Raw genomic sequence first — 22246 nt, 5'->3', positions numbered from 1 at the left:
TGCGGCGCGACGCGACCCAGGCGGCCGTCTGGACGCCCGTGAGACCGCCGAAGGCGATGAGGCCGGCCGGGTCCATGCCCCACAGGCCTGGCATGGCGCCGAGCGTCCACACGAAGCCGCCGGCGGCCCAGGCCGCGGTGATCTTCCGCTCCCGCGCGGAGAGGAACTTGCGGCCCTTGAACTCGTCGGGCATGAGCACCGAGCCGCCACCAACGGCCATCAGCGCGGTCAGAGCCATCAGCGGCTGCGACGTCGCGGTCGACATCGCCAGTGCAGAGGCAGCCGCCGGCGTCAGGTTCCAACGGTTGCGCCAGCTCCAGCTGGAGACCGCCTTGGAGGCGACCGCGCCCTTCTGAGCGGCCGCGATCAGGCTGTCCCCGGGGCGCTTCTCAACGACGGCCGGCACACCCGAGCCAGGCTGTACGAGCGCGAGGTGACGGCCCGGCTGGCCAGCCTGGATCGCCGGCGCGCCGAACTGCGGGAGCTGCGGCACACTGCAGTCCTGGTGGCCAGCCTGCACCGGGGAGAGACCGTGCCCGGGCGCCCAGTGCTGGTGCGGAATCGCAGGCAGGTGACCCTGTGCAGCGTGCTGACGAGCGGCCTTGGCCTTCTTCTCGGCCTCGCGCTCCCACACCTTCTTGACCATGGCTGTTCTTCCCCTCAGATGACTCGTCGTTGCTGCTGTGTCTTCTGGTGTCCCGGTCCGGTTCCGAACCGTGCTCGCCCTGTCGGCGAGAACCGGGACCGTGCGCCCGCAGCGCACGTTGTGTCTGCTCGAGGCAGACCTATGGGGGCTAGGCGTCGACGAAGCGGGACACGTCGCCGCTGGCGTCGCTAGCCGCGGCCATGTCGGCCAGCGCGCTGGCCTCGTCGACGGCCTGCTTGATCGCCTCCACGCCGGCCTCCAGGAGCTCGGTCGTGCCCAGCGCCTGGCCGCCCTCGGCGACCGTCGCGACGGCGGCGTTCAGGGGCCCGGTGCCCCAGTCAGCGCCGGCCCAACGATCGGCCAGGTTGTCGGCCCATGCCTTGGCAGCCGCGATCGACTCGCCCAGCATCGCGATCAGCTGACCCGCAGCCTCGGCCTCGGCTCGCACCGCTCCGATGTTGTCGAGCTCGCCGATAGACATCTCACTCATCAGGTTCATCCGTTCTCCGGCGAACGCCGGCATAGTGGTGTTGGTGGTGTTGCTCGGTGCTCCTGCCCCCTCAGCAGGAGCACCCCCGGCGGCGACCATGGCCGCCAAGTCCTTCGAGGGACGCGGGTAGGTCGTGGGGTCGTAGGTCTCGCCGCAAACCGGGCAGGTCCAGGTGCCACCGGTTCCAAAGTCGACCCGCGAGGAGAAGACGTACTTCGTGCCCTCGCGAGCAAACTCCGGGTCCAGCCCTTCGACGTCGCCCGCCAGCTTCTTGTCAGCGCACCGGTTGCAGGCCGTCACCAGACGGGGACGCTCCCGGTCGTAGCCGTAGAAGTCGATGTCGTGCACAACCCCGAGGTCGTAGCGGTCGCTGTCACGCGGAGTCATGTGGCGGACGCCGTCCTGCGCTTCTCCGCCTTCGGAGGCGGGCTCGTCATCGATGACCGTTCCCTGCACCACCGGACCGTCAGCCGAGGGGGTCTCGGGCTCGTCATCGACGACCGTTCCCTGAACGACCGGGCCGTCAGCGGCGTACTGCCGGCCGCGGTACCAGGCGCCCAGGTCAGCCCGCAGCCGACGGGCGCCCACGACGAGGCTCTCGCCGCCGCCCCAGGTGCGTCCAGCGAATCGCGATCCGATCGACCACAGGTCCTTGCCCTCACTGCGGCGCTGACGCGCGACGGTGACGCCGGCGTTCCAGCCGGCCAGCATGCCGCCCCACCGGGAGCCCTGAGCTGCTCCCGACCGGCCGGCCTTGGCCTTGCCGCCCTTGCTCTTACCCGCCTTGGCCTTGGTGGCTTTGGCGGTCTTGGTGTCGGCGTACTCGGGGTTCGCCCAGCCTCGGGCAGCGCCCCAGAGGCCGCGGGATGCGGTCAGTGAGTGCTTGTCCGGGGAGACGACCAGCCAGGTAGCGAAGGCGCAGACGAGCAGCGTTGAGATCCACATCAGACTGCCTCCTTCAGCTCGTCGAGCAGCGCCTGGCCTCGAGCCTGAGCGCCCCAGTGCATCCCGCAGATCACGCAGCGGCCGTAGAGGCTGTCGCCGGCGTGGGTCTGGTGCCGGCGGAAGTCCTGCAGCAGGGCGGTCTCGTCTTCGGTGAGCTCACGATTGGCAGCCATCACGCGGCCTCGCTCTCAGCGTTGGTGTAGACCTCGTGGGCGCGGCCGGCGAGCGCCAGCATCGCCTCCTTGAGGGTCGGTCGCGGGTGCAGCTCGGCGAACTCGCGGAGCTCTGTGGTGTAGCCGATGGCCACCGTCTCGGCTTCGGCCCACCAGGCCTCATCGGCCAGACGGAACGTCTCGACCACGGTTTCGCGCCACAGATGGCGGCGCTTCGTCGCGGTAGCCATGTCAGATCCAGAAGGCGATCAGGCTGACCATGCCCTCGCCGATTGCCGTGATCACCGTCGTCAGCCCGTCACCGAGGCGACCCGGGACAGCAACGAGCAGAGCGGGGAGGACCGGGCCGGAGAACAGCAGCCAGTCCGGAGCGTCGTACTTGAACCACTTGTCGGGGATCATGGCGCACACCCACAGGCAGCCGATGCCCATCACCACGATCCACACGACCGCAGATCCGAGGTACTCCACGGTGAGCCCGTCGATAAAGCTGGTCAGCCACCCGATGGCCGCGTTCGCCCAGTCGCCGAGCACGCCCGTCGCTCCGATCACACCGGATCCGACGAAGCTCGCGGCGGCGAACCTGACCAGGATCGCGTCGGCCAAAGGCAGCTTCGTTCGGGTCATCCCCCACAAGAAGCCTGCGCCCATTGCGATCATCACAAGCCAGCTCACGCCGGCACTTGCTGCGTTCATCCTTCCTACTCCTTCGTGTTCAGGCCGCCAGCTCGGAGGAGCTGGTGGTCCGGGTTGCGTTCTTTCCAGGCATGGAGGCCGCGGCGCGGTGCCCGGCCTTACGCGTCATCGCCGGCAGCAGCCACTCAGCGCCGAGCTCGACCAGGACCTCGCGGACCTTCGAGCCACGGGCGCGACGGATCTTGTGCAGCGCCCAACCGGGCAGGCCGCCCCAGATGCCGTACTGCTCTCCGCGGTTCAGGGCCGCCAGGGCGCACGCCTCGCGCACCGGGCAGCCGCCGAAGAGGTCGGAGCTGCACTGCTTCGCAGCCTCGTTCAGGCTCTGCTGCTGGACGTCGGGGTGGTTCGGCCACTCGATCTCGGGGAACCAACCCTCAGGGTCCTGGTCACCGACGCCGCAGAAGCCCTCATCACCGATACGGACCTCGGTGCGGTGCAGCTCGTCGGCATCCATCAGCCACAGGTAGTTGTCGCGGCCGGCCATCACGCGGCCGCCTTCGCGAGAGCCGGCGTGAGGCGGGCGCCAGGGAAGAGCTCGTGAACGTCAGCCAGGAGAGCCTGGCAGGCGCCCTTTGCGGTGGTGGCGGCCTCGACGTGGCGCGACACCAGGGCACGCACCCTCCAGAACGAGCCAAACGCGATGGCCTGCGCGATCACCATCTCGGTGCCGGCGGGGTCAGCGATGAAGATCGTGTACCGGCCGGGAGCAGCCGCGAGTCGCACGCGCAGAACTGCGGGCGATGTGGGCTGCGTGAGTGTCCACTCCATGACGTTTCCTCCTCCTCGGGCCTGGCTAAGCAGGCTCCCTTAAATGCTCTAGTTCAGACGCTAGAGCATTTACTCGCGTGAGGGAAGCGGTTCAGCCGAAGAAGTTGCGCTACTGGGGGCTTCTGGCCTGTTCCGGTCCCTGTTCTTCATGGCTAAACCGTCGCGAGAAACGCCGCCCGATAGAACGCATGTCGACCCGCCTGGTTGGTCGCATGGTTTGTCGCATGGTTGCGTCCAGAGGCTGTCAGCTAGTGCCTGACCTCGTTACGGTCAGTGGGTGACTGCTACTTCCCCTGGTCCGTTTACAACTGACGATGCCGAGCTGCTGCTCTCCGCAGCTGCGCACCAGGCTGGTGTCCCTCTCCCAGCTCCTCGGTTGATCCGACTAGGCGAGAACGGCGTGTTTTCGACTGGGGGGAATCTGGTCGCACGGGTCGGTCGATCGCCGGCGGCCGCGACCACGGCGGAGCGCGAGGTAGCCATTGGCCGGTGGCTCGCCCGCACTGACGTTCCGGTCGCTAGGCCCCTCGACATAGAGCAACCGGTCATCGTTGATGGTCATCCCGTCACGTTCTGGGAGGAGATCTCAGACCTGACAAACGCGACTGTCTCGGATCTAGCGCGGACCCTGCGGGCGCTCCATGCCATCAGCGCCGATGACATCCCGGAGTCCGTAAAGCTCCTCGAGCTGGATCCGTTCGAGCGCACCAACGTGCGAATTGAGTCAGCACCGATCCCTGAGAAGCAGCGCGCCTCCCTCCGGTCTGTCTTTGCGGAGCTATCCGAGGCGTGGGAGACGACGTCCTTCGAGCTGCCACGAGGCCCGATCCACGGCGACGCGCATACCAGCAACCTCCTTCGCGGGGGTGATGGCCGGCTCGCCCTCGTCGATCTTGAAGACGCCTGCCTAGGTCCCCGTGAATGGGATCTGGCCATGATGGGGACTTATGCAAAGTCGCTGGGCTGGATCGATCCCGCGACGTACGCGGAGTTCGTCTCGGTCTACGGGTATGACGTGACCACTTCGCCGAGCTTCCCCACGCTCCGGCGCATTCGCGAGCTGCGTATGACTTCTTGGATGGCCCAGCTCGCAACGGATCCAGCAGTCGCGGCCCAGGTCGAGCACCGCGTCGAATGCTTGCTCGACGACGACATGCCGCGTCGCTGGTCGCGGCGGTAACTCCCCCGGCCAGAGCTCCTCAGGCTTCTTGCGGTGGCGGGAGCAACTCGTCGCGCCTTGTGATCTCCTCGCCCAGGAGTACGGCGCCACGCACATCGGGCAGCTGCACGAGCTCGTCACCGAGAGCGCGCAGGTCATTGTGCGTGCGAGCACTTCGGACTGATGCCAGGTCGTTCACTGCAGCAGCGATCTGAATAACCGCATCCTCGGGGTTCCAACGCAGGCGCAAGCGCAGGAGAGTTCCGGTGGAGAGCATCCGGCCTCGGACGTCGCTGTCAGCGTGCGAGGCGATGGCTTGGCTCAGCCGCTGCTCGGCTTCGCCGGCGAATTTCTCATAGGTCATGGCGAGCGCCGCGATCGCGTGCCCGCTGTCGCCTAGCAGCTGCGCCTCGTCGTAGAACCACAGCGGCGGCGGGTCATCCTCTGGTCTCCGCTGCGCATGCCACACGTGAGCTTCTTCGATGGCTCGCATGGCGTCGTTGGCGCGGCCCTGGGCTGCGTAAACCCGCGCCCGGACGACGCACATCATGGCTCTTGTGGTGGCCGAGACTCGGCCAGTGAGCTCGAGGAGCTCTCCGTAGGTCGCAGCGTCGCGAATGCGGTTGCGGTAGAGCGCCTGGCGGACCATGCCCACTACGACGTTGGCTCGCTGGGCGTCGTCACCTGCTTCGGTCGCAAGTTGCGCTGCCACCGCAAAGTGACGGAACGCGAAGTCGTGGTGACCCGCGTCGAAGGAGCTCCAGCCCGCGAGCCGTGCGGCCCGAGACAGGGCGACCTGCCATTGTCGGCGGACCGCGGGAGTCGCGAAATCTGCGTCCTTGAGCGTCTCCATGCCGAGTCGCACCTGTGCCGATATCGCGGCCCGGCCGTAAGAGCCGCCGCGGATGTGGTCCTGATGGTCGATGGTGTCGACGAACGCCTCGAGGTCATCGACGTCGCCGGCCCAGATGGCTCGCGGCCTAGGTTCTGGAACAGTGAGCAGGCCTTCGAGCCCGAGCGCGCCCAGCGCGGCCCTGCGGGCCACGTCCGCCTCTTGAGCGGCCGGAATCTCGGCGGAGATCGCCGCTGCCGGCAGTGCCGCACCATCAGCAACACGTGCGTTGTAGAACCCAAGCTCGGCGTCGTCCCGTACGCCGAATATCTGGCGCAGGATCTCGCGACGCCGAGGCGTGCTTGGCCAGGTGATGACGCCGCGCTCGAGCTTGGAGACGTAGTCAGCTGGGATCGTTCCGCCACCTTCGCGGCGCCCCAGCTCGTCTGCGAGCTCCTGCTGCGTCATCCGGCAGCTCTTGCGGAGCCGGATCAGTTTGTCGTTACGCCTAGTCTCCGCCATGTCCTCGCCTGCCATCCCGGATCTGGTAGACGTGGGATCTCGTGGTCCCTGCCCCTCGCACTGACATCTTGCGTCACTTCCGTGCGGCTGAGCCCCAGCGGGCTTCCAGCCAGCCAACCGAGTAGATCTCTCTGTACTCGAGCACGCGGCCGGCGTCGTCCTGAAACCACGTGCGGCCGACGATCACCGGCGCCCCTTCCTCGAGTTGGAGAGCGTCGGCAACACTTGCCGGCGCAGCCACCGCCTGTTGCTTCTCCTCACCGCCCGAGGCGTTTACGAGCGAGGACGTGTCACCGATGATGCTCTCGCCGGTCAGCAGCTGGGGAACGCTCTCGGCCAAGTCGCCTGGAAGCCAGCTGGTCGACCGCGCCATCGGCTCGCCCTCAGCATCGAGATGTATGCGGTGGCGGTAGATCACCGGAGCCCCCACCTTCACTCCAAGCGCAGTTGCTACCTCCTCGGAGGCATCCGCCGTACCGGCCTCGAGGATCTTGGCCTGGTCGCCGAGAGAGGCACGGTCGGCACGGGTGGCTTCTGCATGCTGAGCCACGATTCGAGACCGTTCCTGCTCGCTGGTGACGAAGCTCCCGCCGGAGCGCCCCGGCCGCGCGACCAGATAACCCTCAGCCTGCAGGGTCTTGAGCACCCGGTGAGCCGTTGCAGCTGCAACGCCATAGTCGGCCATCAGCTCACGCGTAGTCGGGGCCTTGTCGCCGGCCTTCAGCTCGCCTGCAGCGATGGCGCGCCGGAGACGACTAGCGATCTGCTGCGATGGTGACTCTCGGTTGATCTTCGGCACGCACAAACCCCTCGCTATTGCTCTAGTGCATAGAACAATAGCGAGGGGTTTGCCAGGTTTCCTACACCTCACGCCGTACGACAAGATCCGAATTCAAAGTCGGAAGTACTCCTTCTTCCGACCTTCCCAGACGAAGAGCTCGGCGCTGTAGGGATCGATGCTGTGCTGCTTGGCCAGGCGTCGCAGGAGATCGCGGCACTCGTCGGCGTCGCGCGGGTCGGCAGCCATGTTGTCGAAGCTCTTGATCTTCACCGGGCGAGCACGAGACCCGCGGAGCTCGAACAGTTCCACCCTAGACATGCGTCGTACCCCCAAGAAGTCGATGTTTCGTAGGCGATCGATTCTGCCAGGGGAAGCCCGAAATTGCGCGGGATCACCAACCAACGCACCTCATGCACTTTCCCAATCAGCACACACCCGCGATGTTGCGAGAGCGGGTGTTCTGGTTGAAGTAGCTCCCCACGGAAACCTGTCAGACAAAGACAGCGGCCCGGCTCGCTCTGGCGAGAGCGGCCGGGCCGGCGATGTAGTGCTTACTGACCGAATCGCTGGAACGCGGCCTGTCGGGTGGTGTCGAGCGCTGCACCGATGACCGTCCAGGAGTCGCCGTCGTCACGGGCGGCCTTCACGGCTGCCCGCAGCTCAGCCTCAGCCTCAGCGATCTGCTTCCGTGCGGCGATGATCCGCCGGAAGTTGGTGGCATCGCGAGCTGGTGTGGTTGCGGGATCGAGCTCCTGGAGCCCAGTGGTATCGGTGGTTTCGGTGTGCAGAGCCATAATTTTCACCCCTCTTAGCGGAGGTAGTCGAGAAACTTTGCCCGGAGGCGGTCAGCGTGGATGATCCGGGCCGGTGCATCCACTGGGACGGCGACGAGCTCGAGCATGTTGCCGTGTCTGTCGGGGCCGATGACCAGGAGCCTGTCCTCGCCGTCGTACTCGTATTCGACCAGCCTGAGAGCGTTGTCCCAGGCGTGCTCAATGTCAGCGTCGTCGACCTTGTGCTTGCGGGCCGACCCGATGATCTCCACGCTGTAAAGATTACCTTTACGCCATTCGTGCGTCAAGATTACCTTTACAGACCTCTCTCGAGGCATCGTGGTTTGCTCCCAGAGAGAGGCACCGACCACCCGCGCGCAACGCGCGGGTGGTGGATTACCTCAGGCCTCTTCGAGCTTCGCCTGATCGACCCACCGTGCAAGCAGGCTGAACGCTGCCAACTGTTCGAGGGCGAGCTGCTCCTCGCCGCCGTCGCTCGGTGACGGTGTGTGCATCCCCGGGTTCCGGATCGCCGTGTAGAGACCGTCCGCAAAAGCTCGAGCCCCGCGGTGGAGGTTCTCGTAGGTCTTACTCCCATCGTCCTCAGCAAGTCGGAGCCGCGGCGCCCCCGGTTTGGGGTCGTTGGCCGAGAACGCCTCAGTGAAGAGCCCAGCCTCAGAGACGTCCATCCGCCCCAGCTTCGCCTGAGTCTCGGCATTGATCCTGATCGCGGCCTGCATCACGGCCTGGTGGTAGTGGCCGGTGTTCCACAACGACCGCCCGTTCTCCCACGCCCACGGATGTAGGTTGGCCGCGTCCATGTCCGGGGCGTTGTCACCGAGCTTCTCAGCTAGCTCGGCTTCCCGCCGCAGAGCAGCCTTGGCGCGCGCGGCCTGGTCCCGCAGCCACGTGTACTCGCTGTCCTTCTCCGGGCGGTCCTTCCTCCAGCCGGGCAGGACCCGGTCCAGGATCTGCTCGGTCACGTGCGCGCGCTCTGATGCTTCCGTCTCCGATGACCGCATATGGGTCCCAACAATGAAGACCCCACTGCCAGTGTTGTCATAGGGAATCTGGTCGGTCGCGCGCAGGAAATGGTTGAGCTCGGCGAGCGCCCACTCGGTGTCTAGTTTGGCCACGCGCTCCATCTTGTACGACCTGCCTCAACAGCATCAGAAATCCGCACGGACCAGGCCGTCAGTAGTCGATTCCGATGAGGCGGGTGGCCGCCACGAGGTGATCCTCCCGCGGGCCCGTGTAGACCATGGTGGTGTTGACGTCGTTGTGGCCCATCAGCGTGGCCACGGTGGGCAGGTCGGCGCCCTTGTCGACCAGGGCGCGGCCGAAGGTGTGCCGCAGGGTGTGCGGGCTCAGCTCGACGCCGGCCGCGGTGCCGACCTTGGTCACGACGTCGCGCATCGACCGCTCGGCGAGGCGCTCGCCGCGACGGGAGACGAACAGCGGGCCGGCATCGTCGGGCATGCCGAGCTGGTCGCGGCGGTAGGCGCACCAGGCCGCGAGCGCACGCAGCGCCGACGACGGCCCCGAGAGCGGGATGTCGCGGGGCTTCTCGCCCTTGCCCAGGCGGACGTGGACGACGCCTTTGCGCTCGCTGAACGGGACGTCGTCGACGTCGAGCTCGACGGCCTCAGAGATGCGTACGCCGGAGGCGTGGAGCAGGTTGACCAGGGCGTGGTCACGTACGCCGCGGCGCTCGGCCGCGCGCAGCACGTCGCGGACCTGGTCCTCCTCGAGCGACTGCGGCGCCGGCCGCCGAGACGGGGCCGCGGAGCGTACGTCGGGGCGCGGCATCCCGAACCAGAGGTAGAGGTTGGCGATGCCGGTCATCGCCGCGTCGACCGACTTCGGCGCCAGCCGGCGCTGGGTGAGCAGGTAGCGGCGGTAGTCGCGTACGGCGTGGGTGGCCGCGATCGGGTCGCTCACCACCTGGTCGTAGTCGTGCTTGAGCTGGAACGGCAGCCAGTCGACGAACCCAGTCACCGCCTGCCCGTAGCTGCGCCGGGTGTGATCGGAGATCGGCAGGCGCTCGAGGTGGGCGGCGTACGCGCTGGGGAGTTTCTGCAGCGTCGGCCGGCTCGGCGGGGCGCTCAGCTGGGTCATCGCTCCCCCGCCCCGCTCGGTGCCGGCTGCTGGCCGGGGACCGCGTCCCAGGCCCCTCGCAGAGCGGCGCCGGCGGCCGCCAGGCCGGCGGAGATCGCCCTGGCGGCCTGGGCCCGGGTCGCGGCGTACGCGTCCACCTCGCCGGGCTCTCCGTGCTGCAGCGCGGCCGCGATGGTCTCGGCCAGGTCGACGGCCTCGAGCAGCTCCTCGATCAGCTCCTCGACGTGGACGCCGGTCTCCTCGAGCACGGTGGCGAGGTCGTCGACCAGGCCGCTCGTCTCCTCGCTCGTCTGGTCGGTGGTGTCGGGCATAGCCGGCTCCTCACTCTGGGGTCCGCCGGCGGATCGCACTATCGGCGGTAGGTCGCTGGGGACGCTACCGCTGAGCACCGACACTTTCGGGCCTCTCTATCGGCGGTCCCGGCAGGGTGGTTCCGCCGATAGAGGTAACTATCGGCGGAAGCATCGCCGGAGCCACCGACATCAGTCCTCGCCTTCACGCTGATGATCGAAAAGCAGTGCGCGAATCACGGGTCTCGCTGCCACGATCAGTTGCGTGACCGACGAAGCTCCTGGCACGGATCCGGAGACGATCGAAGCTCCTGGCACGGATCCGGAGACGATGCGTCAGCTCGAGCAACTGGCGCTTGAGCGATGGCCCGAGGTGATTGCCGCCATCGACGCCGTCGTCAAGCGGTTCGAGGACCAGGAGCACGCGGCCCAGCCTGGAACGTCACTTGCTGCCGACGATCGACGATCAGACCCGTTCCGAACCAGCCACGTGATCCAGATGCTTCTCAACGCGGGCATCGACAACCTCAATGGCATCCGCCACCTCATCTGGGGTCGGCCCGGGGCAAGCCCAGATCGCCCAGTGCTTCACCAGGCCACGCACTACGTCCTGGCCAGGGCTGCGATCGAGAGCTTCTCGACCGCGCTGTGGATCCTCGAGCCTGCTTCCAGGCCCGTGCGAGTCGAGCGGACGCTGCGGTGGTACGCGCAGAACTACCGAGACGAAGACCAAGCCATCGGCATTCTGGGCGTCCCGCAACGCCCGCTCGAGGACAAACTCAAGCGGCTGGATGAGATCGCGGAGCAGGCGTTGGGTGCTCCCCTTCCGAAGCGCGCCGGCTACACCGCGACACAGGTCGTGAAGTACGCCGACGAGGGGAGCCCCGACGCCGGCGACCGAACGATCTCAACGGAGTTTCTTTGGAGGCTCTGCTCGGGATTCGCCCACGCTCGCATCTGGGCCAGCCTCACATTCCAGGAGCAGGAGCGCCGTGCGACCGACGACCCGGGCGTGGTGGCTGTTCGTATGACCAGCAACCTCACGCGCGCTTTGTGGCCGGCCAAGGAAGCCGTGCATCTTCTCGAGCGGCTGCTCAAGCTGTACGACCAGCGAAACCGGCCGCACTACCTCTAGCCTCCTCACCCCGGGGTCAGACGTAGTCGTCGCCTCGGTCCGGCTCGCCGGCGCCGGCGCCGGCGGCCCGGCCGGTGATCTTCGCCCGACCTTTCTCGACGAGCTCGTCGACCAGGGCGAGAGTCTCGGTGTCGAGGTCAGGGTCGCTGTCGCGGTACGCCGCGAGGGTCTCGCGAGCCTCGGCCGGCACGGCGACCGAGAGCGTTACGCGGGGTTTGTCCGGCGTCATCCGTTGTCCTCGAGGTAGCGATCGATGCCGACCAGCACCCAGTCCTTGGGCAGCTGCGCCTCGAGCTGAGCGTACGCGGCCTCGTAGGTCTCGGCCTGGCCGATGAGCTCGAGCGGCTCGTGCTCGTCGAAGTCGGGGGCATCCAGCCGCGGGCGGGCACCAGAGCGAAGAACGTAGGGCACTGCTGGATCGTACGTCGTAGACTCGGTGGCCTAAGGGGTCGATCCACCCAATTTGGAGTCGACCCCTTTGCCATACCCGTACGACCGCGAGCGCCGCTATCCGCCGACGCCCTACCCGCCTCACTCAGAGGCCACAGAGGCCTACCGGACTGCCTACGACCTCGGCATGAAGCACCTGGGCACCATCAGCGGCCCAGACGTCCTCCGCTACGACGCCGGCCTCGCGCCCGGCTCACCTGCTCAGCGCGGCTACCGCGACGGGGTGACGGTCGCGTACGTGCGCCTTCAGAAGCTGGAGAAGTTCGGCCGGGAGCAGGCCCGGCGTGACTACCTCGAGCTCCGCGAGGAGCAACGCCGGGCAGCCCACGACGAACCACCGTGCTGAGGAGCGTGTGCGCGCTCGTCGACGCGCGTCGACAAGCCGGCGAGCCAGGCCGAGAGCAGCACCAGGGGCGGCACGGCCGGCGACCAGGCGGCGTACGCGGTCGGGGTGGTCATCGGGTTGCCTGCGGGCAGCGTGGTGTCTTCACGTTTTGGGAAGGTGGCCAGCTGGCCGGTTTTGTGACGTGGCGTCATCGGTCGGTTTCCTCTCTCGCGGTGCCTTCACTTGAGGCAAGTGCGAGCTCGAGGCGATATGTGACAGCCCGGCGAGAGGTAACGTCGCGGGGTCGATGCGCCAGGGCGGCTCAGCTGGTGGCCGCGAACTCCTGGCCGCACACGCCGCAGAGGATCGGGCCGAGCTCGACGACCGCGGCCGAGGCGCGGATCTTGCGGGGCTTGGGGCAGCCGCAGACCAGGACCAGGCCGTTCTTCGGCCGGCGGCCGCCGGCGCCGGCCTCTCCCCCGCCGGCGTCACCAGCTGCGCCGTCTTCGACGCCAGGGTCGCCGGGCAGGGCCGGGACCTGGCCCTCGGCGTAGCGGTAGGCGACCAGCGCCGCGGCGAGCTCCTCGAGCTCGTCGGCGTACTCCTCGCTCGTGCCAGGTGCGAGGTCGGTGAGCGACCAGCCGATCTGTGGGTGCTGGGTGATGACCAGGCCCAGCTCCTCCCCCAAGACCTTGTAGCGGGCGTTGTGGTAGCGGCCCTGGCGGCTGGTGTCCTTGATCCGGCGTACGTCGGCCACGCCGTGCGCGGCCTCGTGCAGCAGCGTCTCCAGGACCGACTCGGCGCCCTGGACCAGGCCCTCTCCCCCGACGAAGAGCTCGGCCATGCCGCCGTTGAGTGTGGCCGCGAGCCCGTTCGGGTCGGCGGCCGCCGCGTCGACGTCGCGAGTCGCCCAGCGTCGAGCTGCGAAGTGGCCCAGCGTCAGCTCGCCGGCGCGCTGGCCCAGGCTGCCCGCGCCGAGGGTGACCACGACTGGCGGCACATCCGCATGCCGGCGCTGGATCGAGGCCCACACCCGCTCGAGCGCGGCAACCAGCTGGCTTGACTCCATGGATCCATTTTGACACCTAGGAGTCAAAACTACGCAGTCAATGAACCGAGGATGCAATCAACCTGCAGCGAAGATGCAGCAGACCTGCAGCAAGGGCTGCAGGTCTGCGCTCGCGGGGGGTGCGTGAGCCGGTTAGCTCTGCTCGGGCCGGCGGGCGAGCTCGTCGCGGACGAAGGCGAGCTCCTCGCGGTGGGCCTTGGCGGCTGCGGTGGCCTCGGTGCGCAACTGGTCGCGCTCGGCCTTCATGTCCTCGAGGCGGCCGCGGAGCTCGGCGATCGCCTCGGCGTGGGAGCTGCGCAGATCCTCGCGGCTCTCAGCGGCTTCGGCGCGCTGCTCCTCCAGGGCGGTGCGGTGCTCGGTGCGGAGCTCCTCGAGCGCGGTGCGCTGCTCGGTGCGCAGCTGCTCGAGGGCGGCGCGGTGCTCGCGGCGGGCCTGCTCGGCATCGGCGCGGACGTCGGCGAGCTGCGAGGCGTACGCGGCCCGGGCCAGCTCGAGCTCGGCGGCGAGGTCCTGGCGGGCTGCCTGGGCGTCGTCGCGGGCGGCCGCCAGGCGGGCGTTCTCCTCAGCGGCGCGCTCGAGGTCGGCACGCAGACCGGCGATGGTGCGCTCGTGCTCGTCGACGATGGCGTCTAGACGGGTGGTCTCGGCCTGGGCCTCGGTGGCGGCCTGCTCGGCCGCGGCCGCGGTCTCGCGAGCTGCCTTGGCGGCCTCCTCGGCGGCCCGGCGCGCGGTCTGCTCGCGCTCGAGCTCGGCGATGGCTTCCTCGGCGGCCTCGGTCGCGGTCTCGGCGCGCTCCTCGGCCGCACGGGCGGCCTCGAGGGCGTCGTCACGGTCCTGCTCGGCCTCGTCGATCGCAGCCGCGGTCTCGCGGCGTATGGCGGCGGTTTCCGTGTCGACGGCGGTGCCGTCGAGGTCGCGGAGGGCGGCGGTCATCTGGTCGGCGATCGCGGCCAGGCGCAGCTCGCCGGCGGCCTGGTCCGCTTTCCACTGGACGAGGCTGGCGGTGACGGCCTCGGCTGCGCGGGCGATCTCGCCGCGAGCCCGGGTCACCGGCCGGTCCTCGGGAACCTCCTCCCCCGGCGTACGCGCCGCCGTCGCCGGCGGCCCGGCCGGGTTGGCCTTCGCCCGGTGCGCGTTCACCGCGGTGTGGCGTACGCCGTCGACGAGCTCGCCGCACCAGGCCGGCGGGCGACCGCGGCCAGCGGAGGCGGGCAGCACGTTGGTGCAGCCCGGCCAGCGGCAGATCCGGGGCGCCGGGGCGCTCGTCGAGGCCGCCGAGGCGGCCGGGGCCGGCGTGGAGCCGGTTTCATCGCGCTGATCCCGGGCCGGGGCGCCGGCCCCGGCGGTCTGAGGTGAGTTCTCGCTCATGGCGCCCATGCTGCCACGTACGCACCCTTTCGTCAAGATTTTCATTACGTTACATATCATTTCATCAGTAATGAAATGATATGTAATAGTATTTGTATAGCGTGTATAGCACTGCCATACTTTCTAGGCTTGCTTTCATTGCTAGGTGTGCTATAGTGCCTATAGCATCTATGGTTTCTAGCGAAGATCCCGGGGATAGGCCCCGGGAGGGAATGCAGGGGGTTTGCGATGGAAACCACTCAGTTCGACACAGAGCCGCGCCGGGAACGGCGCCGCTGGCTGTTCGGGAACCAGAAGGGCGGCACCGGGAAGACGTCGTTCGTGCTACTCATGGCCGAGGCGGCCGCTCTGCGAGGCCTGCGGGTGCTCGTGTGCGACTTCGACCCGCAGGCAAACGCGACAGACGCCCTGCTGGGCGAGGACGACGTCGACGACGGCACGATCGCGATGATGAGCGACAAGGCCGACGACATCCCGGTGATCCGGCCCTCGCTGTGGGAGAACGTCGACGTGCTCGGGTCCGGCCTCGACCTGGCCAAAGCGGAGATGGACTCGGCGCTCGAGGGCCCCTACCGCGCCGAGCGCGCCCTGCGGGAGCTCGCCGCCGGCTACGACCTGGTCCTCTTCGACATGCCGCCCTCCCTGGGCCGGCTCCTGACCGCCGGCCTGATCGCTGCTGACGGCGTCGTGGTTGTCACCGACGCGACCAAGAGCGGGCTCAAGGCCATCAAGAACGTGATGGAGTCCTTCGAGACCGTGCGCGAGCTCAACATGAATCAGCGCGAGGTCGAGCTGCTCGGCATCGTGGTGAACCGCTACAAGAGCACCGGAGAGCAGGACTTCCGCGAGGGCGAGGTGCGCGAGGCCTACGGCTCCCTCGTCATCGAGGGCCACCTGCCCGAGCGCGCCGGTCTGGCCGAGGCACACGCCAGCAACATCACGGTGCACAGCCACACCCGAGGCTCCGGCTCACGGCTCCAGGCCGCCTACGGCGACATGGTGCTCCAGACGCTCCTCGAGCGCGCCGGCCTGGCCACCGCACCCAACACGCCCGTTGCACCCACCACGACTGTCGAGGAGACGGCACGATGACCAAGATCGAACGCAAGCCCGCCCTGGCCAAGGACCACCCCATCGCCAGCCTCGCTCAGCCCCAGGCCGACCCTGAGCCGCAGAGCGCCCCGCCGGCCGAGAAGCCGGCACCGGCCGAGAAGCCTGCTGCTCGAGCTCCTCAGGCATCTGCGGCACCTGGGCCGGCTACCGCGCCCGCAGCCAGCGCCGAGCCCTACGCCGGCTCGACGCAGTTCAACATCCGCGCCTCGGAGACGATGCGCGCCCACCTCCGCATCACCGCAGCCGGGATGACTTTGGCCACCGGCGAGAAGTGGAGCCAGGACAGGCTCGTGCGCCACGCCGTGGCGGCCTACCTGGCCCAGCTCGGCGACGAGTACAACGACGGCCGCCCCTTCCACGAGCGCTGACGCGCTCCCCTGCTAGCGCAGATAGCTCCGCTATACCTGCGCTACGTGCTAGCCGATCCCTCCACCAGCTGAAGCACCACGCGAGACAGAGGACAACTCTCATGGGCTCCACCGCAACAGCCAATACCACCGTCACCGAGCCGACCGAGCCTGCCGCCAACGGCTGGCACCTCGCCGGGATCATCGCGGCCCCGTCCCTGGGCGCGCTCATCCTCAACGGCATCGGGTTCTTCAACATGCTCGCCGCCCTGGAGACCTCCAGCCTCGGCGACACCGGAGCGCACTGGATCCTGGCCGGCGGCCTGGAGCTCGGCATCGTGGGGTTCGCGCTCGCCGCGTTCTGCCTCAGCCTGCTCAACCGACCGAGCAAGGCCGCCCAGGTCTTCACCTGGGTCCTGTCGCTCGTGAGCGCGACCATCGGCTACACCCACGTCACAAGCACCGGCGACGAGATCGCCGTCCGCGCGTTCGTCGCCGCTGCACCGATCCTCGCCGCTGCCGCGTGGCATTGGACCCTCAAGGGCGTGAAGTCGGTCCTCATCGACGATGACCTCGAGCAGAAGGCCGAGGCCGCCATGATGCGCGCCGCGATCGCCGCTCGCATGGACCACGCCCGCCTCAACGAGCTGGCCACGACCTCGACCGGCCCCGCGAAGTGGATCGCCGAGCGCCGCCTCGCCTACGCCGCCAGCCGGTCGTACGCGACGCAGAAGGCCGTCGCCCTGGGCGTCGCACCCCAGCGACAGAGGGCTGTCTCGGAGACCTACGTGAACGGAGCTGTGTCGGTCGCCGCCGTCCTGGCCGAGGTTCGCCCGATCGACGTCTCTGTCCCGGCGCTCACCCAAGCGCTCACGCCGGCAGCGCTCACCGGTGAGCGCTCGACCGCTCACAGCAACGCTCAGGCGCTCGCGCCCGCGCTCACCGATGAGCGGTCTGCTGAGCGGTCTGCTGAGCGGTCTGCTGAGCGGTCTGCTGAGCGCTCAACCGCTCAGTTGGCACCGGCGAGCGGACGTGAGGCGACGAGCTCGAGCGCTCAGCCTGACGCTCAGCGCTCAGGTGACGTCGAGCGCTCAACCGCTCATGAGGAGGCTCGCCAGGGTTCGGTGAGCGCCCACCTGGACGCTCAGGACAGCGCTCAGGACAGCGCTCATGACGGTGAGCGGCTCCAGGCGCAGCCCACCGCTCACGACGAGGTGAGCGCTCCCGATGAGCGCTCAACCGCTCAGCCGGCGCCGGCGATCGCAGGCACGGAGACCGTGAGCGCGAGCGCTCACGAGAAGCGAGCGGTGAGCGGCCGCGGGCTCGAGGCCGCTCACGGTGAGCGCTCAGCCGAGACCGCCAAGGCGCTCACCGACGCTCAGCCGGCGTCGCGCCTGCGCGCTGTCCCGTCCGCGCCGGTGGTGGTTCCGGCCGGCCCGGAGCGCGACGCGATCGTCGACGCGATGCTCGCCAAGGACGAGCGCGTCACGGGCGGCCAGGTCGGCGAGCGCCTCGGCCTCGCTGAGCAGTCCGGACGTCGTGAGCTCAAGGCCGCTCGCGATCGCGCCGCCGCCGCTCGAGCTGCTGCCGTGAACCAGTAGATCCGCAACCAGCGCAACCTACGCTAGGAGTGCTATCATGTATAGCACTCCTAGCGTTTCTTTCGTGCGGGCGCGACACGCGCTAGGACCGCTTCCGTAGGTACGCGAGGGGCACGCGAGGTGCCCAAGTGAGCCGGTGAAACCAGTTTCGGCGGTGAAACCAGCCGTGAAACCTGCTCTGACCTGCGGAAACGCGTGGTTTCACCGAGGCGGACTCAGAGCCAGAAACCCTTACGCGCGCGCAGGCGAGCCGGTGAAACCAGGCCGCCAGTGAAACCAGATCCGGAAGCGTCCGCCGGCGGTCAGCTGGCGAGAGCCTGGTCGAGGACCTGGCGCAGCTGGTGGTCGTCGACGTCGCGGCCGCCGGCGAGCTCGGCGATGGTGACCAGGGCGGCGCCCTCGGCGAACCGGCCGGCGCGGGGTCGGTGGATGCCGCCGCGGTTGATGCCGATCCCGGCTTGCGCGGCGATCTTGGCGACCAGCTGCGTCCAGCGCCCGCCGGCGAGCTGGCGGCAGCGGTCCGCGAAGCTCGCGCCGGCGGCGACGTCGGCCTGGTGCTCGGCGGCCGCGGCGCGTCGCTCGGCGGCCGCGCGCTCGGCGAGCTCGCGCTCAGCAGCCTTGCGGGCCGAGAGCGAGGCGATCGGGCGGCCGCGCTCGTCGAGCCACCAGCCCAGGCGGGCGCGGAGCCAGCCGGCGGGGGAGTGGACCGAGGTGGTCCAGGTGTGTGCGCTCTGGTCGGGGCGGTGGTCGATGGCGTACTTGACGTCTGCGACGGTCCAGCCGGCGCGGAGGAACTCGCGGATCAGCGACCGCAGGTGCCTGGTGCTGAGCTCTTGGAGCTCGCGGCCGGCGCGGCCAGCGGCTGACGAGCCGGTGTCATGGACGTAGGTCTCGGTCTCGGCGTCCCAGCGGGCGATGCTGCCGCGCAGCGCTGGGACCTCCGACCGGAGACGCTCGGCCGCGCGCAGTTGGCCCTTCCTCGTCGTGGCGGGTTTGTGGAGCGGCCACACAGCGGTCGGTGCATCGTGATCGGTCCCAGAATCGCCTCGAGCTTGATCCGGCCCGCGCAGCGGGCTCGCGCTCGCGCGCCTGCGGGGGAGTTCTTTTGCTTCTCCCAGAGGGAGAAGCGCGGGGGTCTCAGAGTTATCCACAGGCTTGGGGTGGCTAGGAGCAGGAGCGCCGGCAGGGCGACCGTGGGTGGTGGGGGAGGCGTGGGCCTCGGCGCGGTCGTCTACGGCCGCGGAGGCGGCCTCTGAGCGCTCCTGAGGGCCTGCGGCGGGAACGGTGAGCAGGTAGACCGCGGCGCGGTTCTGGTCGCCGTAGATCGGCATAAGCGCCATCGGCCGGAACTCGGCCGTGCTGCCGGACTCGACGACGCCAAGCAGGCCGGTCGCCCGCAGCAGCTGCAGGCTGCGGGCGACGGTGGCGCGGCTCAGCTGCGTGTCGGCCTGGAGCGCCTCCCAGGTCGGCATCGAGGTCATGTCGTCGAAGTCGGCGCCGGCCGCGACACGGAACGCGACCGCGAACAGGCTGCTGCGCCGGCGCTCGGTCAGCAGTGCGATCTCCGGAGACGTCTCGAGCGCGGCTAGCCAGGCGGCCTGGCCCACCGCGATCTCCGAGCCCTCTGGCACCGCATATGCCAGCCGGCGGGCGGTGCGAGCTCGCGCTGCGCGCCCGGAGACACGTCGGGTAGCGGCGCCACGGCGCTTAGAACGGCTCTGAGAGAACCATTCGGCCGATCCGGGGGCCGCAGGGCGCTCTGAGACGGCTGTACGCGCCTCAAGCGGCGCCGGAGGGCCCTCGAGGGCCACCGCGGCGCTCACGCAGCCTCCTGTGGTGCCCGGTGGGCGCCGGCGGCCCGAGCCGTGGCGTGCAGCTGGGCCGCGAGCTCGAGCAGCCGGCTATCGGCGTCGACGCGGCGTACGCCGTGCAGGACGGAGGAGTGGTCACGGTCCAGCCAGTCACCGACCGCCTGCAGCAACCAGCACCGCCGGCGGTGCAGGATCCAGAATGCGACGTGGCGCGCCTCGGCCAGGGGCGCGTTACGCGCCCGGCCGTGCAGCTGCTCGACGTCGACGACGTACGCGGCCGCGACCGCAGCGAGGACCTGGTCCGCCTCGAGGTGCTGCTGGTTGGCCAGCTCGAGCTCGATCTCGGCGTCGAGATTTCGGCGGAGCTGGTGGCTGCGCTCGATCTCGGCGATGACCGCCTGACGACGCTTGTAGAGCGCCGCCAGGCGATCCGAGCCACCGGTCGTGTGACCAAAAACCGTGGGTTGACTATCCGGAAAACCGGAAATCTGGGTTACCGTGGATGCAAGCATCCGCCCCTCCTAGGGGTGCGCTGGGAGAGACCCACACAGCTGAGGCGCCAACCAAACGTGTGTGAGTTTCTGGGTTTCGGCTCCGCTCTTTGTCCGAGAGCGGAGCCGCTTCCGTTATGGGGTCATGTGGTGCTAGCTCGCGATGAGCTCCTTCTCGTCGATGAGGGCCTCCTGCTGACGCGATGTCGGCTTGCGTCCTGGCTTCCGCTCAGAAGCGTCGACATGCTTTCCGAGGATGCGACGCTCGAGGAGCGCCTGGAGAGTGATACCCAGATCGCGAGCCTCCTGGTGCAGCTGCGCCCGCTCCTCGTGGCTCAGCCGAAACAGGACCTGCGTCTGGCGGTCTTCCGCGACGAGTCCATTGGCCATACCCGCCATCCCACCAGCACGAGCCCTGAAATCTGATAGCAGACACGCCGAACGATCCACGTAAAACACATTTCTGTAGTTCCGAGTCATCTTCACGCCGCCACCCCAGGGCCAGCGTGCCAGTGACCGTCGTCGGTCTTGTGGGCGTCGCCGTCAGCGGCGAGGCGCTTGAGCGCGCGGGAGAGCGTGCCCTTGGGGAATTCGACGCGATCGAGGATCGCGCCGAACTTGATGCCCTCGGGCTCCTCGCGGAGGACCTCGAGCACTGCGAAGCGGTTCATCGCGCCGGCCTCCTGGCCGGTGCGGGCGGCGCCGGTGAGGCCTGCGAGCTCGGGGAACTGGGCCGCGAGCTCGTCGGCCTGGCTGATGGAGACCCCAGCTGCCACAGACTCGTCCGCGCTGGGGGTGTACGCGTGGTCCGTGGCAGCCGGGGAGCTGTTGTGGCTGGCTACGCCGATCTGGTTGAGGTCGCCGGCGCCGTCGTTCTTGTGGATGCTGATGACCTCGGCGACGGTGCCGCCGTTGCGGACGGCCCGCATCCGGGCGGCTGCGTCGCGGCCGCGAACGCGGCTGGCATAGCCGGCCGGGGCCATCGCCTCAGCGTCCGCGCCCTCGAACTCGCGGACGTCGCCGAGCTCCTCGAGGATGTTCTCGACGTTGTCGGGAACGGCGTAGCGGACATGGGTCTGCGGGGCCAGGACCTGGCCGCGCTGGATCACTCCGACGTGGCCAGGCTCGGCGGGCAGGGCTCGCAGGTCGATCGACTCGGCGGTGGAGGTACCGGTGAGCATGTTGCTGGTGCCGCCGGTGGGGCGGTGGCCGATGCAGGTGCCGCCACTCATGGCGAGGTCGCGGGCCTGGCGTCCGCCGACAGTGTCGGTGCCCAGCGCGTCCTGGGCGAGCTGGATGACGCCAACGCCGAGTTTGCGGCCCTCGCGCTCGATCTCGAGGACCATGTCGCCGTAGCTGATGAAGGCGCCGTTCTCGCCGACGTTGGCGCCCGACTTGCCTAGCGCTCGAGCCACCGTGGTGGCCTCGTCGATGACGAGCAGCCCGGCGGGGTCGGTCTCCTCGAGGCCGCGCCAGCGCGAGAGTCCCATCTTGCTGCGGCGGGCCTTGCGGGACTTGGTCAGCAGGTAGGCACCCAAGATCCCGCTCTTCCAGGCCTCAACACCCTCGACCGCGAACCAGTCCGCTCCGCCGGTGAGGTGGCTCGCGGAGGTTCCCTGGCCGCCGTCGACGTAGATCATGACCGTGCGGCGCGCGACGATCCCGGGGAGCACCCATGTGGTCAGGCTGTTGGACTTGCCGGCGCCGGTGGTGCCGGAGATGAACCCCATCATCACGCCGTCTTTGTCGTTGAGCAGCACGGGGATGTCCACGCCATCAGGAGTGACCGAGAAGGGCACCGTGGTGGAGCCGTCGGGGTGGTCCTCGAGGACCGGGCCAGGCCATTCGGCGTTGATCTTGAGCGCGTCGGGGTCGTGCAGGATGGTGACGTGGATCTGGCCGGAGTCGGTCTTGTTCGCAGCGAGCCTGACCGTGCCGACGCCGAGTCGCATCTTCCGCTCGAGCTGCTTACGCAGCTCGTCAGAAACGGCGTCCTGGGCGTGCACGGTGTCGCGCAGCTCGACGGTGAACGCGATAGTGCCCGCGTTGGGCTCACGCATGCTCGTCGGCACGATCTGCGAGTTCAGCAGCTCCTTCGGCGCCGCGAGGCCGGACATGGCGTGGGCCCAGGTCTCCAGGAGCTCGCGTGCCTTCTCGCTCAGCTCGGGCTCCTTGGCCTCGAGGGCCTTGGCGTTGTCGCCGACGCCGAACAGTCCGAGCAGCGTCGACTTCCAGCCCTCGCCGCGGATGCGGCGCGACGCGACCCAGGCGGCCGTCTGGACGCCCGTGAGACCGCCGAAGGCGATGAGGCCGGCCGGGTCCATGCCCCACAGGCCTGGCATG

The 22246-nt window shown here is 68.7% G+C and carries 29 protein-coding genes; 6 read left to right on the top strand and 23 right to left on the bottom strand.

Translation table 11 applies throughout. The annotated features are described in order from the left end of the window. The 7 genes from ACFWQC_RS27150 to ACFWQC_RS27120 all read right to left on the bottom strand — a co-directional run. On the bottom strand, positions 1-646 hold a 646-nt coding region (locus tag ACFWQC_RS27150), incomplete at its 3' end, for a hypothetical protein (RefSeq protein ID WP_378685581.1). A gap of 148 nt (positions 647-794) precedes the next feature. Continuing rightward, complete coding sequence (locus tag ACFWQC_RS27145) at positions 795-2081, bottom strand: hypothetical protein (RefSeq protein ID WP_378685578.1); 1287 nt, start codon at positions 2079-2081, stop codon at positions 795-797. After that, positions 2081-2254: a hypothetical protein gene (locus ACFWQC_RS27140; RefSeq protein ID WP_378685575.1), complete on the bottom strand. Its 174-nt coding sequence runs from the start codon at positions 2252-2254 to the stop codon at positions 2081-2083. Before ACFWQC_RS27140 ends, ACFWQC_RS27145 begins: the two co-directional genes overlap by 1 nt. Further along, on the bottom strand, positions 2254-2484 hold the full coding sequence (locus tag ACFWQC_RS27135) for a hypothetical protein (protein WP_378685572.1): 231 nt from the start codon (positions 2482-2484) through the stop codon (positions 2254-2256). The genes ACFWQC_RS27140 and ACFWQC_RS27135 overlap by 1 nt, the downstream gene beginning before the upstream one ends. A gap of 1 nt (position 2485) precedes the next feature. Then, the gene (locus ACFWQC_RS27130; protein ID WP_378685569.1) at positions 2486-2950 is read right to left on the bottom strand and encodes a hypothetical protein; all 465 of its coding nucleotides are present in this window, start codon (positions 2948-2950) and stop codon (positions 2486-2488) included. Between the two features lie 19 nt (positions 2951-2969). Then, positions 2970-3434, bottom strand: a complete 465-nt coding sequence (locus ACFWQC_RS27125; protein ID WP_378685567.1) for a WhiB family transcriptional regulator — start codon at positions 3432-3434, stop codon at positions 2970-2972. After that, positions 3434-3718, bottom strand: a complete 285-nt coding sequence (locus ACFWQC_RS27120) for a hypothetical protein (RefSeq protein WP_378685564.1) — start codon at positions 3716-3718, stop codon at positions 3434-3436. Before ACFWQC_RS27120 ends, ACFWQC_RS27125 begins: the two co-directional genes overlap by 1 nt. Before the next feature lie 400 nt (positions 3719-4118). Here ACFWQC_RS27120 and ACFWQC_RS27115 point away from each other — a divergent pair, with 400 nt between their 5' ends. Then, positions 4119-4898 carry a phosphotransferase enzyme family protein gene (locus ACFWQC_RS27115; RefSeq protein WP_378685562.1) on the top strand — a complete coding sequence of 260 codons (780 nt, stop codon included), beginning with the start codon at positions 4119-4121 and terminating at the stop codon, positions 4896-4898. A 19-nt stretch (positions 4899-4917) separates the two neighbouring features. On the opposite strand, the gene ACFWQC_RS27110 is transcribed toward ACFWQC_RS27115, so the two are convergent. From ACFWQC_RS27110 to ACFWQC_RS27075, 8 genes are all read right to left on the bottom strand, one after another. Beyond that, positions 4918-6177, bottom strand: coding sequence for a hypothetical protein (locus tag ACFWQC_RS27110; RefSeq protein ID WP_378685559.1), 1260 nt, complete (start codon positions 6175-6177; stop codon positions 4918-4920). A 127-nt stretch (positions 6178-6304) separates the two neighbouring features. Then, positions 6305-7030 (bottom strand): GntR family transcriptional regulator, encoded by a 726-nt coding sequence (locus ACFWQC_RS27105; RefSeq protein WP_378685556.1) that lies wholly within the window; start codon positions 7028-7030, stop codon positions 6305-6307. 93 nt (positions 7031-7123) lie between these two features. Beyond that, a complete protein-coding gene (locus ACFWQC_RS27100) occupies positions 7124-7330 on the bottom strand; it encodes a hypothetical protein (protein WP_141796244.1) in 207 nt (68 codons plus the stop codon). Positions 7331-7563: 233 nt separating this feature from the next. Further along, positions 7564-7806 (bottom strand): hypothetical protein, encoded by a 243-nt coding sequence (locus ACFWQC_RS27095; RefSeq protein WP_378685552.1) that lies wholly within the window; start codon positions 7804-7806, stop codon positions 7564-7566. 14 nt (positions 7807-7820) lie between these two features. Further along, positions 7821-8057: a hypothetical protein gene (locus ACFWQC_RS27090; protein ID WP_378685550.1), complete on the bottom strand. Its 237-nt coding sequence runs from the start codon at positions 8055-8057 to the stop codon at positions 7821-7823. Positions 8058-8186: 129 nt separating this feature from the next. Continuing rightward, positions 8187-8930 (bottom strand): TIGR02391 family protein, encoded by a 744-nt coding sequence (locus ACFWQC_RS27085; RefSeq protein WP_378685547.1) that lies wholly within the window; start codon positions 8928-8930, stop codon positions 8187-8189. Between the two features lie 49 nt (positions 8931-8979). After that, positions 8980-9903, bottom strand: a complete 924-nt coding sequence (locus ACFWQC_RS27080; protein WP_378685544.1) for a tyrosine-type recombinase/integrase — start codon at positions 9901-9903, stop codon at positions 8980-8982. Further along, positions 9900-10214 carry a hypothetical protein gene (locus tag ACFWQC_RS27075; RefSeq protein ID WP_378685541.1) on the bottom strand — a complete coding sequence of 105 codons (315 nt, stop codon included), beginning with the start codon at positions 10212-10214 and terminating at the stop codon, positions 9900-9902. Before ACFWQC_RS27075 ends, ACFWQC_RS27080 begins: the two co-directional genes overlap by 4 nt. Before the next feature lie 244 nt (positions 10215-10458). On the opposite strand from ACFWQC_RS27075, the gene ACFWQC_RS27070 reads away from it, so the two are divergent. Further along, entirely contained in the window at positions 10459-11328 is an 870-nt protein-coding gene (locus tag ACFWQC_RS27070) for a hypothetical protein (RefSeq protein WP_378685538.1), read from the top strand. 16 nt (positions 11329-11344) lie between these two features. On the opposite strand, the gene ACFWQC_RS27065 is transcribed toward ACFWQC_RS27070, so the two are convergent. Beyond that, positions 11345-11557: a hypothetical protein gene (locus ACFWQC_RS27065; RefSeq protein ID WP_378685535.1), complete on the bottom strand. Its 213-nt coding sequence runs from the start codon at positions 11555-11557 to the stop codon at positions 11345-11347. Then, on the bottom strand, positions 11554-11739 hold the full coding sequence (locus tag ACFWQC_RS27060; RefSeq protein ID WP_378685533.1) for a hypothetical protein: 186 nt from the start codon (positions 11737-11739) through the stop codon (positions 11554-11556). Before ACFWQC_RS27060 ends, ACFWQC_RS27065 begins: the two co-directional genes overlap by 4 nt. Before the next feature lie 67 nt (positions 11740-11806). Here ACFWQC_RS27060 and ACFWQC_RS27055 point away from each other — a divergent pair, with 67 nt between their 5' ends. Further along, positions 11807-12124, top strand: a complete 318-nt coding sequence (locus tag ACFWQC_RS27055; protein ID WP_378685530.1) for a hypothetical protein — start codon at positions 11807-11809, stop codon at positions 12122-12124. Between the two features lie 301 nt (positions 12125-12425). Here ACFWQC_RS27055 and ACFWQC_RS27050 read toward each other — a convergent pair whose 3' ends face one another. Together ACFWQC_RS27050 and ACFWQC_RS27045 are read right to left on the bottom strand one after the other, a co-directional pair. Beyond that, positions 12426-13172 (bottom strand): hypothetical protein, encoded by a 747-nt coding sequence (locus ACFWQC_RS27050; protein ID WP_378685527.1) that lies wholly within the window; start codon positions 13170-13172, stop codon positions 12426-12428. Between the two features lie 132 nt (positions 13173-13304). Then, positions 13305-14540 carry a hypothetical protein gene (locus ACFWQC_RS27045; protein ID WP_378685524.1) on the bottom strand — a complete coding sequence of 412 codons (1236 nt, stop codon included), beginning with the start codon at positions 14538-14540 and terminating at the stop codon, positions 13305-13307. Positions 14541-14768: 228 nt separating this feature from the next. Between ACFWQC_RS27045 and ACFWQC_RS27040 the strand changes: the two genes are divergently transcribed. The 3 genes from ACFWQC_RS27040 (at position 14769) to ACFWQC_RS27030 (ending at position 17601) form a co-directional block, all read left to right on the top strand. After that, the gene (locus ACFWQC_RS27040; RefSeq protein ID WP_378685521.1) at positions 14769-15632 is read left to right on the top strand and encodes a ParA family protein; all 864 of its coding nucleotides are present in this window, start codon (positions 14769-14771) and stop codon (positions 15630-15632) included. Next, positions 15629-16021 carry a hypothetical protein gene (locus tag ACFWQC_RS27035; protein ID WP_378685518.1) on the top strand — a complete coding sequence of 131 codons (393 nt, stop codon included), beginning with the start codon at positions 15629-15631 and terminating at the stop codon, positions 16019-16021. Before ACFWQC_RS27040 ends, ACFWQC_RS27035 begins: the two co-directional genes overlap by 4 nt. A 101-nt stretch (positions 16022-16122) precedes the next feature. Then, positions 16123-17601 (top strand): hypothetical protein, encoded by a 1479-nt coding sequence (locus ACFWQC_RS27030; RefSeq protein ID WP_378685515.1) that lies wholly within the window; start codon positions 16123-16125, stop codon positions 17599-17601. 302 nt (positions 17602-17903) lie between these two features. On the opposite strand, the gene ACFWQC_RS27025 is transcribed toward ACFWQC_RS27030, so the two are convergent. From ACFWQC_RS27025 to ACFWQC_RS27010, 4 genes are all read right to left on the bottom strand, one after another. Beyond that, complete coding sequence (locus tag ACFWQC_RS27025) at positions 17904-19232, bottom strand: hypothetical protein (RefSeq protein WP_378685512.1); 1329 nt, start codon at positions 19230-19232, stop codon at positions 17904-17906. A gap of 188 nt (positions 19233-19420) precedes the next feature. Further along, on the bottom strand, positions 19421-19924 hold the full coding sequence (locus tag ACFWQC_RS27020; protein WP_378685509.1) for a helix-turn-helix domain-containing protein: 504 nt from the start codon (positions 19922-19924) through the stop codon (positions 19421-19423). Between the two features lie 132 nt (positions 19925-20056). Then, positions 20057-20293, bottom strand: a complete 237-nt coding sequence (locus ACFWQC_RS27015; RefSeq protein WP_378685506.1) for a plasmid mobilization protein — start codon at positions 20291-20293, stop codon at positions 20057-20059. A 92-nt stretch (positions 20294-20385) separates the two neighbouring features. Then, positions 20386-22246: hypothetical protein (locus tag ACFWQC_RS27010; RefSeq protein WP_378685503.1), on the bottom strand; the 1861-nt coding region annotated here is incomplete at its 5' end.

The sequence above is a fragment of the Nocardioides sp. NPDC058538 genome (assembly GCF_042719275.1).
GTDB lineage: Bacteria > Actinomycetota > Actinomycetes > Propionibacteriales > Nocardioidaceae > Nocardioides.
The sequence above is the reverse complement of the archived record's forward strand: the minus strand, read 5'-3'. Positions and strand labels throughout refer to the sequence as shown.

Bases quoted from the DNA above. Each gene is read 5' to 3' on its own strand.
- ACFWQC_RS27015 (WP_378685506.1), bottom strand. From the start codon at position 20,293: ATGGCCAATGGACTCGTCGCGGAAGACCGCCAGACGCAGGTCCTGTTT.
- ACFWQC_RS27140 (WP_378685575.1), bottom strand. From the start codon at position 2,254: ATGGCTGCCAATCGTGAGCTCACCGAAGACGAGACCGCCCTGCTGCAG.
- ACFWQC_RS27145 (WP_378685578.1), bottom strand. From the start codon at position 2,081: ATGTGGATCTCAACGCTGCTCGTCTGCGCCTTCGCTACCTGGCTGGTC.
- ACFWQC_RS27135 (WP_378685572.1), bottom strand. From the start codon at position 2,484: ATGGCTACCGCGACGAAGCGCCGCCATCTGTGGCGCGAAACCGTGGTC.
- ACFWQC_RS27100 (WP_141796244.1), bottom strand. From the start codon at position 7,330: ATGTCTAGGGTGGAACTGTTCGAGCTCCGCGGGTCTCGTGCTCGCCCG.
- ACFWQC_RS27045 (WP_378685524.1), bottom strand. From the start codon at position 14,540: ATGAGCGAGAACTCACCTCAGACCGCCGGGGCCGGCGCCCCGGCCCGG.
- ACFWQC_RS27020 (WP_378685509.1), bottom strand. From the start codon at position 19,924: ATGCTTGCATCCACGGTAACCCAGATTTCCGGTTTTCCGGATAGTCAA.
- ACFWQC_RS27110 (WP_378685559.1), bottom strand. From the start codon at position 6,177: ATGACGCAGCAGGAGCTCGCAGACGAGCTGGGGCGCCGCGAAGGTGGC.
- ACFWQC_RS27085 (WP_378685547.1), bottom strand. From the start codon at position 8,930: ATGGAGCGCGTGGCCAAACTAGACACCGAGTGGGCGCTCGCCGAGCTC.
- ACFWQC_RS27130 (WP_378685569.1), bottom strand. From the start codon at position 2,950: ATGAACGCAGCAAGTGCCGGCGTGAGCTGGCTTGTGATGATCGCAATG.
- ACFWQC_RS27030 (WP_378685515.1), top strand. From the start codon at position 16,123: ATGGGCTCCACCGCAACAGCCAATACCACCGTCACCGAGCCGACCGAG.
- ACFWQC_RS27075 (WP_378685541.1), bottom strand. From the start codon at position 10,214: ATGCCCGACACCACCGACCAGACGAGCGAGGAGACGAGCGGCCTGGTC.
- ACFWQC_RS27040 (WP_378685521.1), top strand. From the start codon at position 14,769: ATGGAAACCACTCAGTTCGACACAGAGCCGCGCCGGGAACGGCGCCGC.
- ACFWQC_RS27125 (WP_378685567.1), bottom strand. From the start codon at position 3,434: ATGGCCGGCCGCGACAACTACCTGTGGCTGATGGATGCCGACGAGCTG.
- ACFWQC_RS27080 (WP_378685544.1), bottom strand. From the start codon at position 9,903: ATGACCCAGCTGAGCGCCCCGCCGAGCCGGCCGACGCTGCAGAAACTC.
- ACFWQC_RS27065 (WP_378685535.1), bottom strand. From the start codon at position 11,557: ATGACGCCGGACAAACCCCGCGTAACGCTCTCGGTCGCCGTGCCGGCC.
- ACFWQC_RS27050 (WP_378685527.1), bottom strand. From the start codon at position 13,172: ATGGAGTCAAGCCAGCTGGTTGCCGCGCTCGAGCGGGTGTGGGCCTCG.
- ACFWQC_RS27035 (WP_378685518.1), top strand. From the start codon at position 15,629: ATGACCAAGATCGAACGCAAGCCCGCCCTGGCCAAGGACCACCCCATC.
- ACFWQC_RS27120 (WP_378685564.1), bottom strand. From the start codon at position 3,718: ATGGAGTGGACACTCACGCAGCCCACATCGCCCGCAGTTCTGCGCGTG.
- ACFWQC_RS27095 (WP_378685552.1), bottom strand. From the start codon at position 7,806: ATGGCTCTGCACACCGAAACCACCGATACCACTGGGCTCCAGGAGCTC.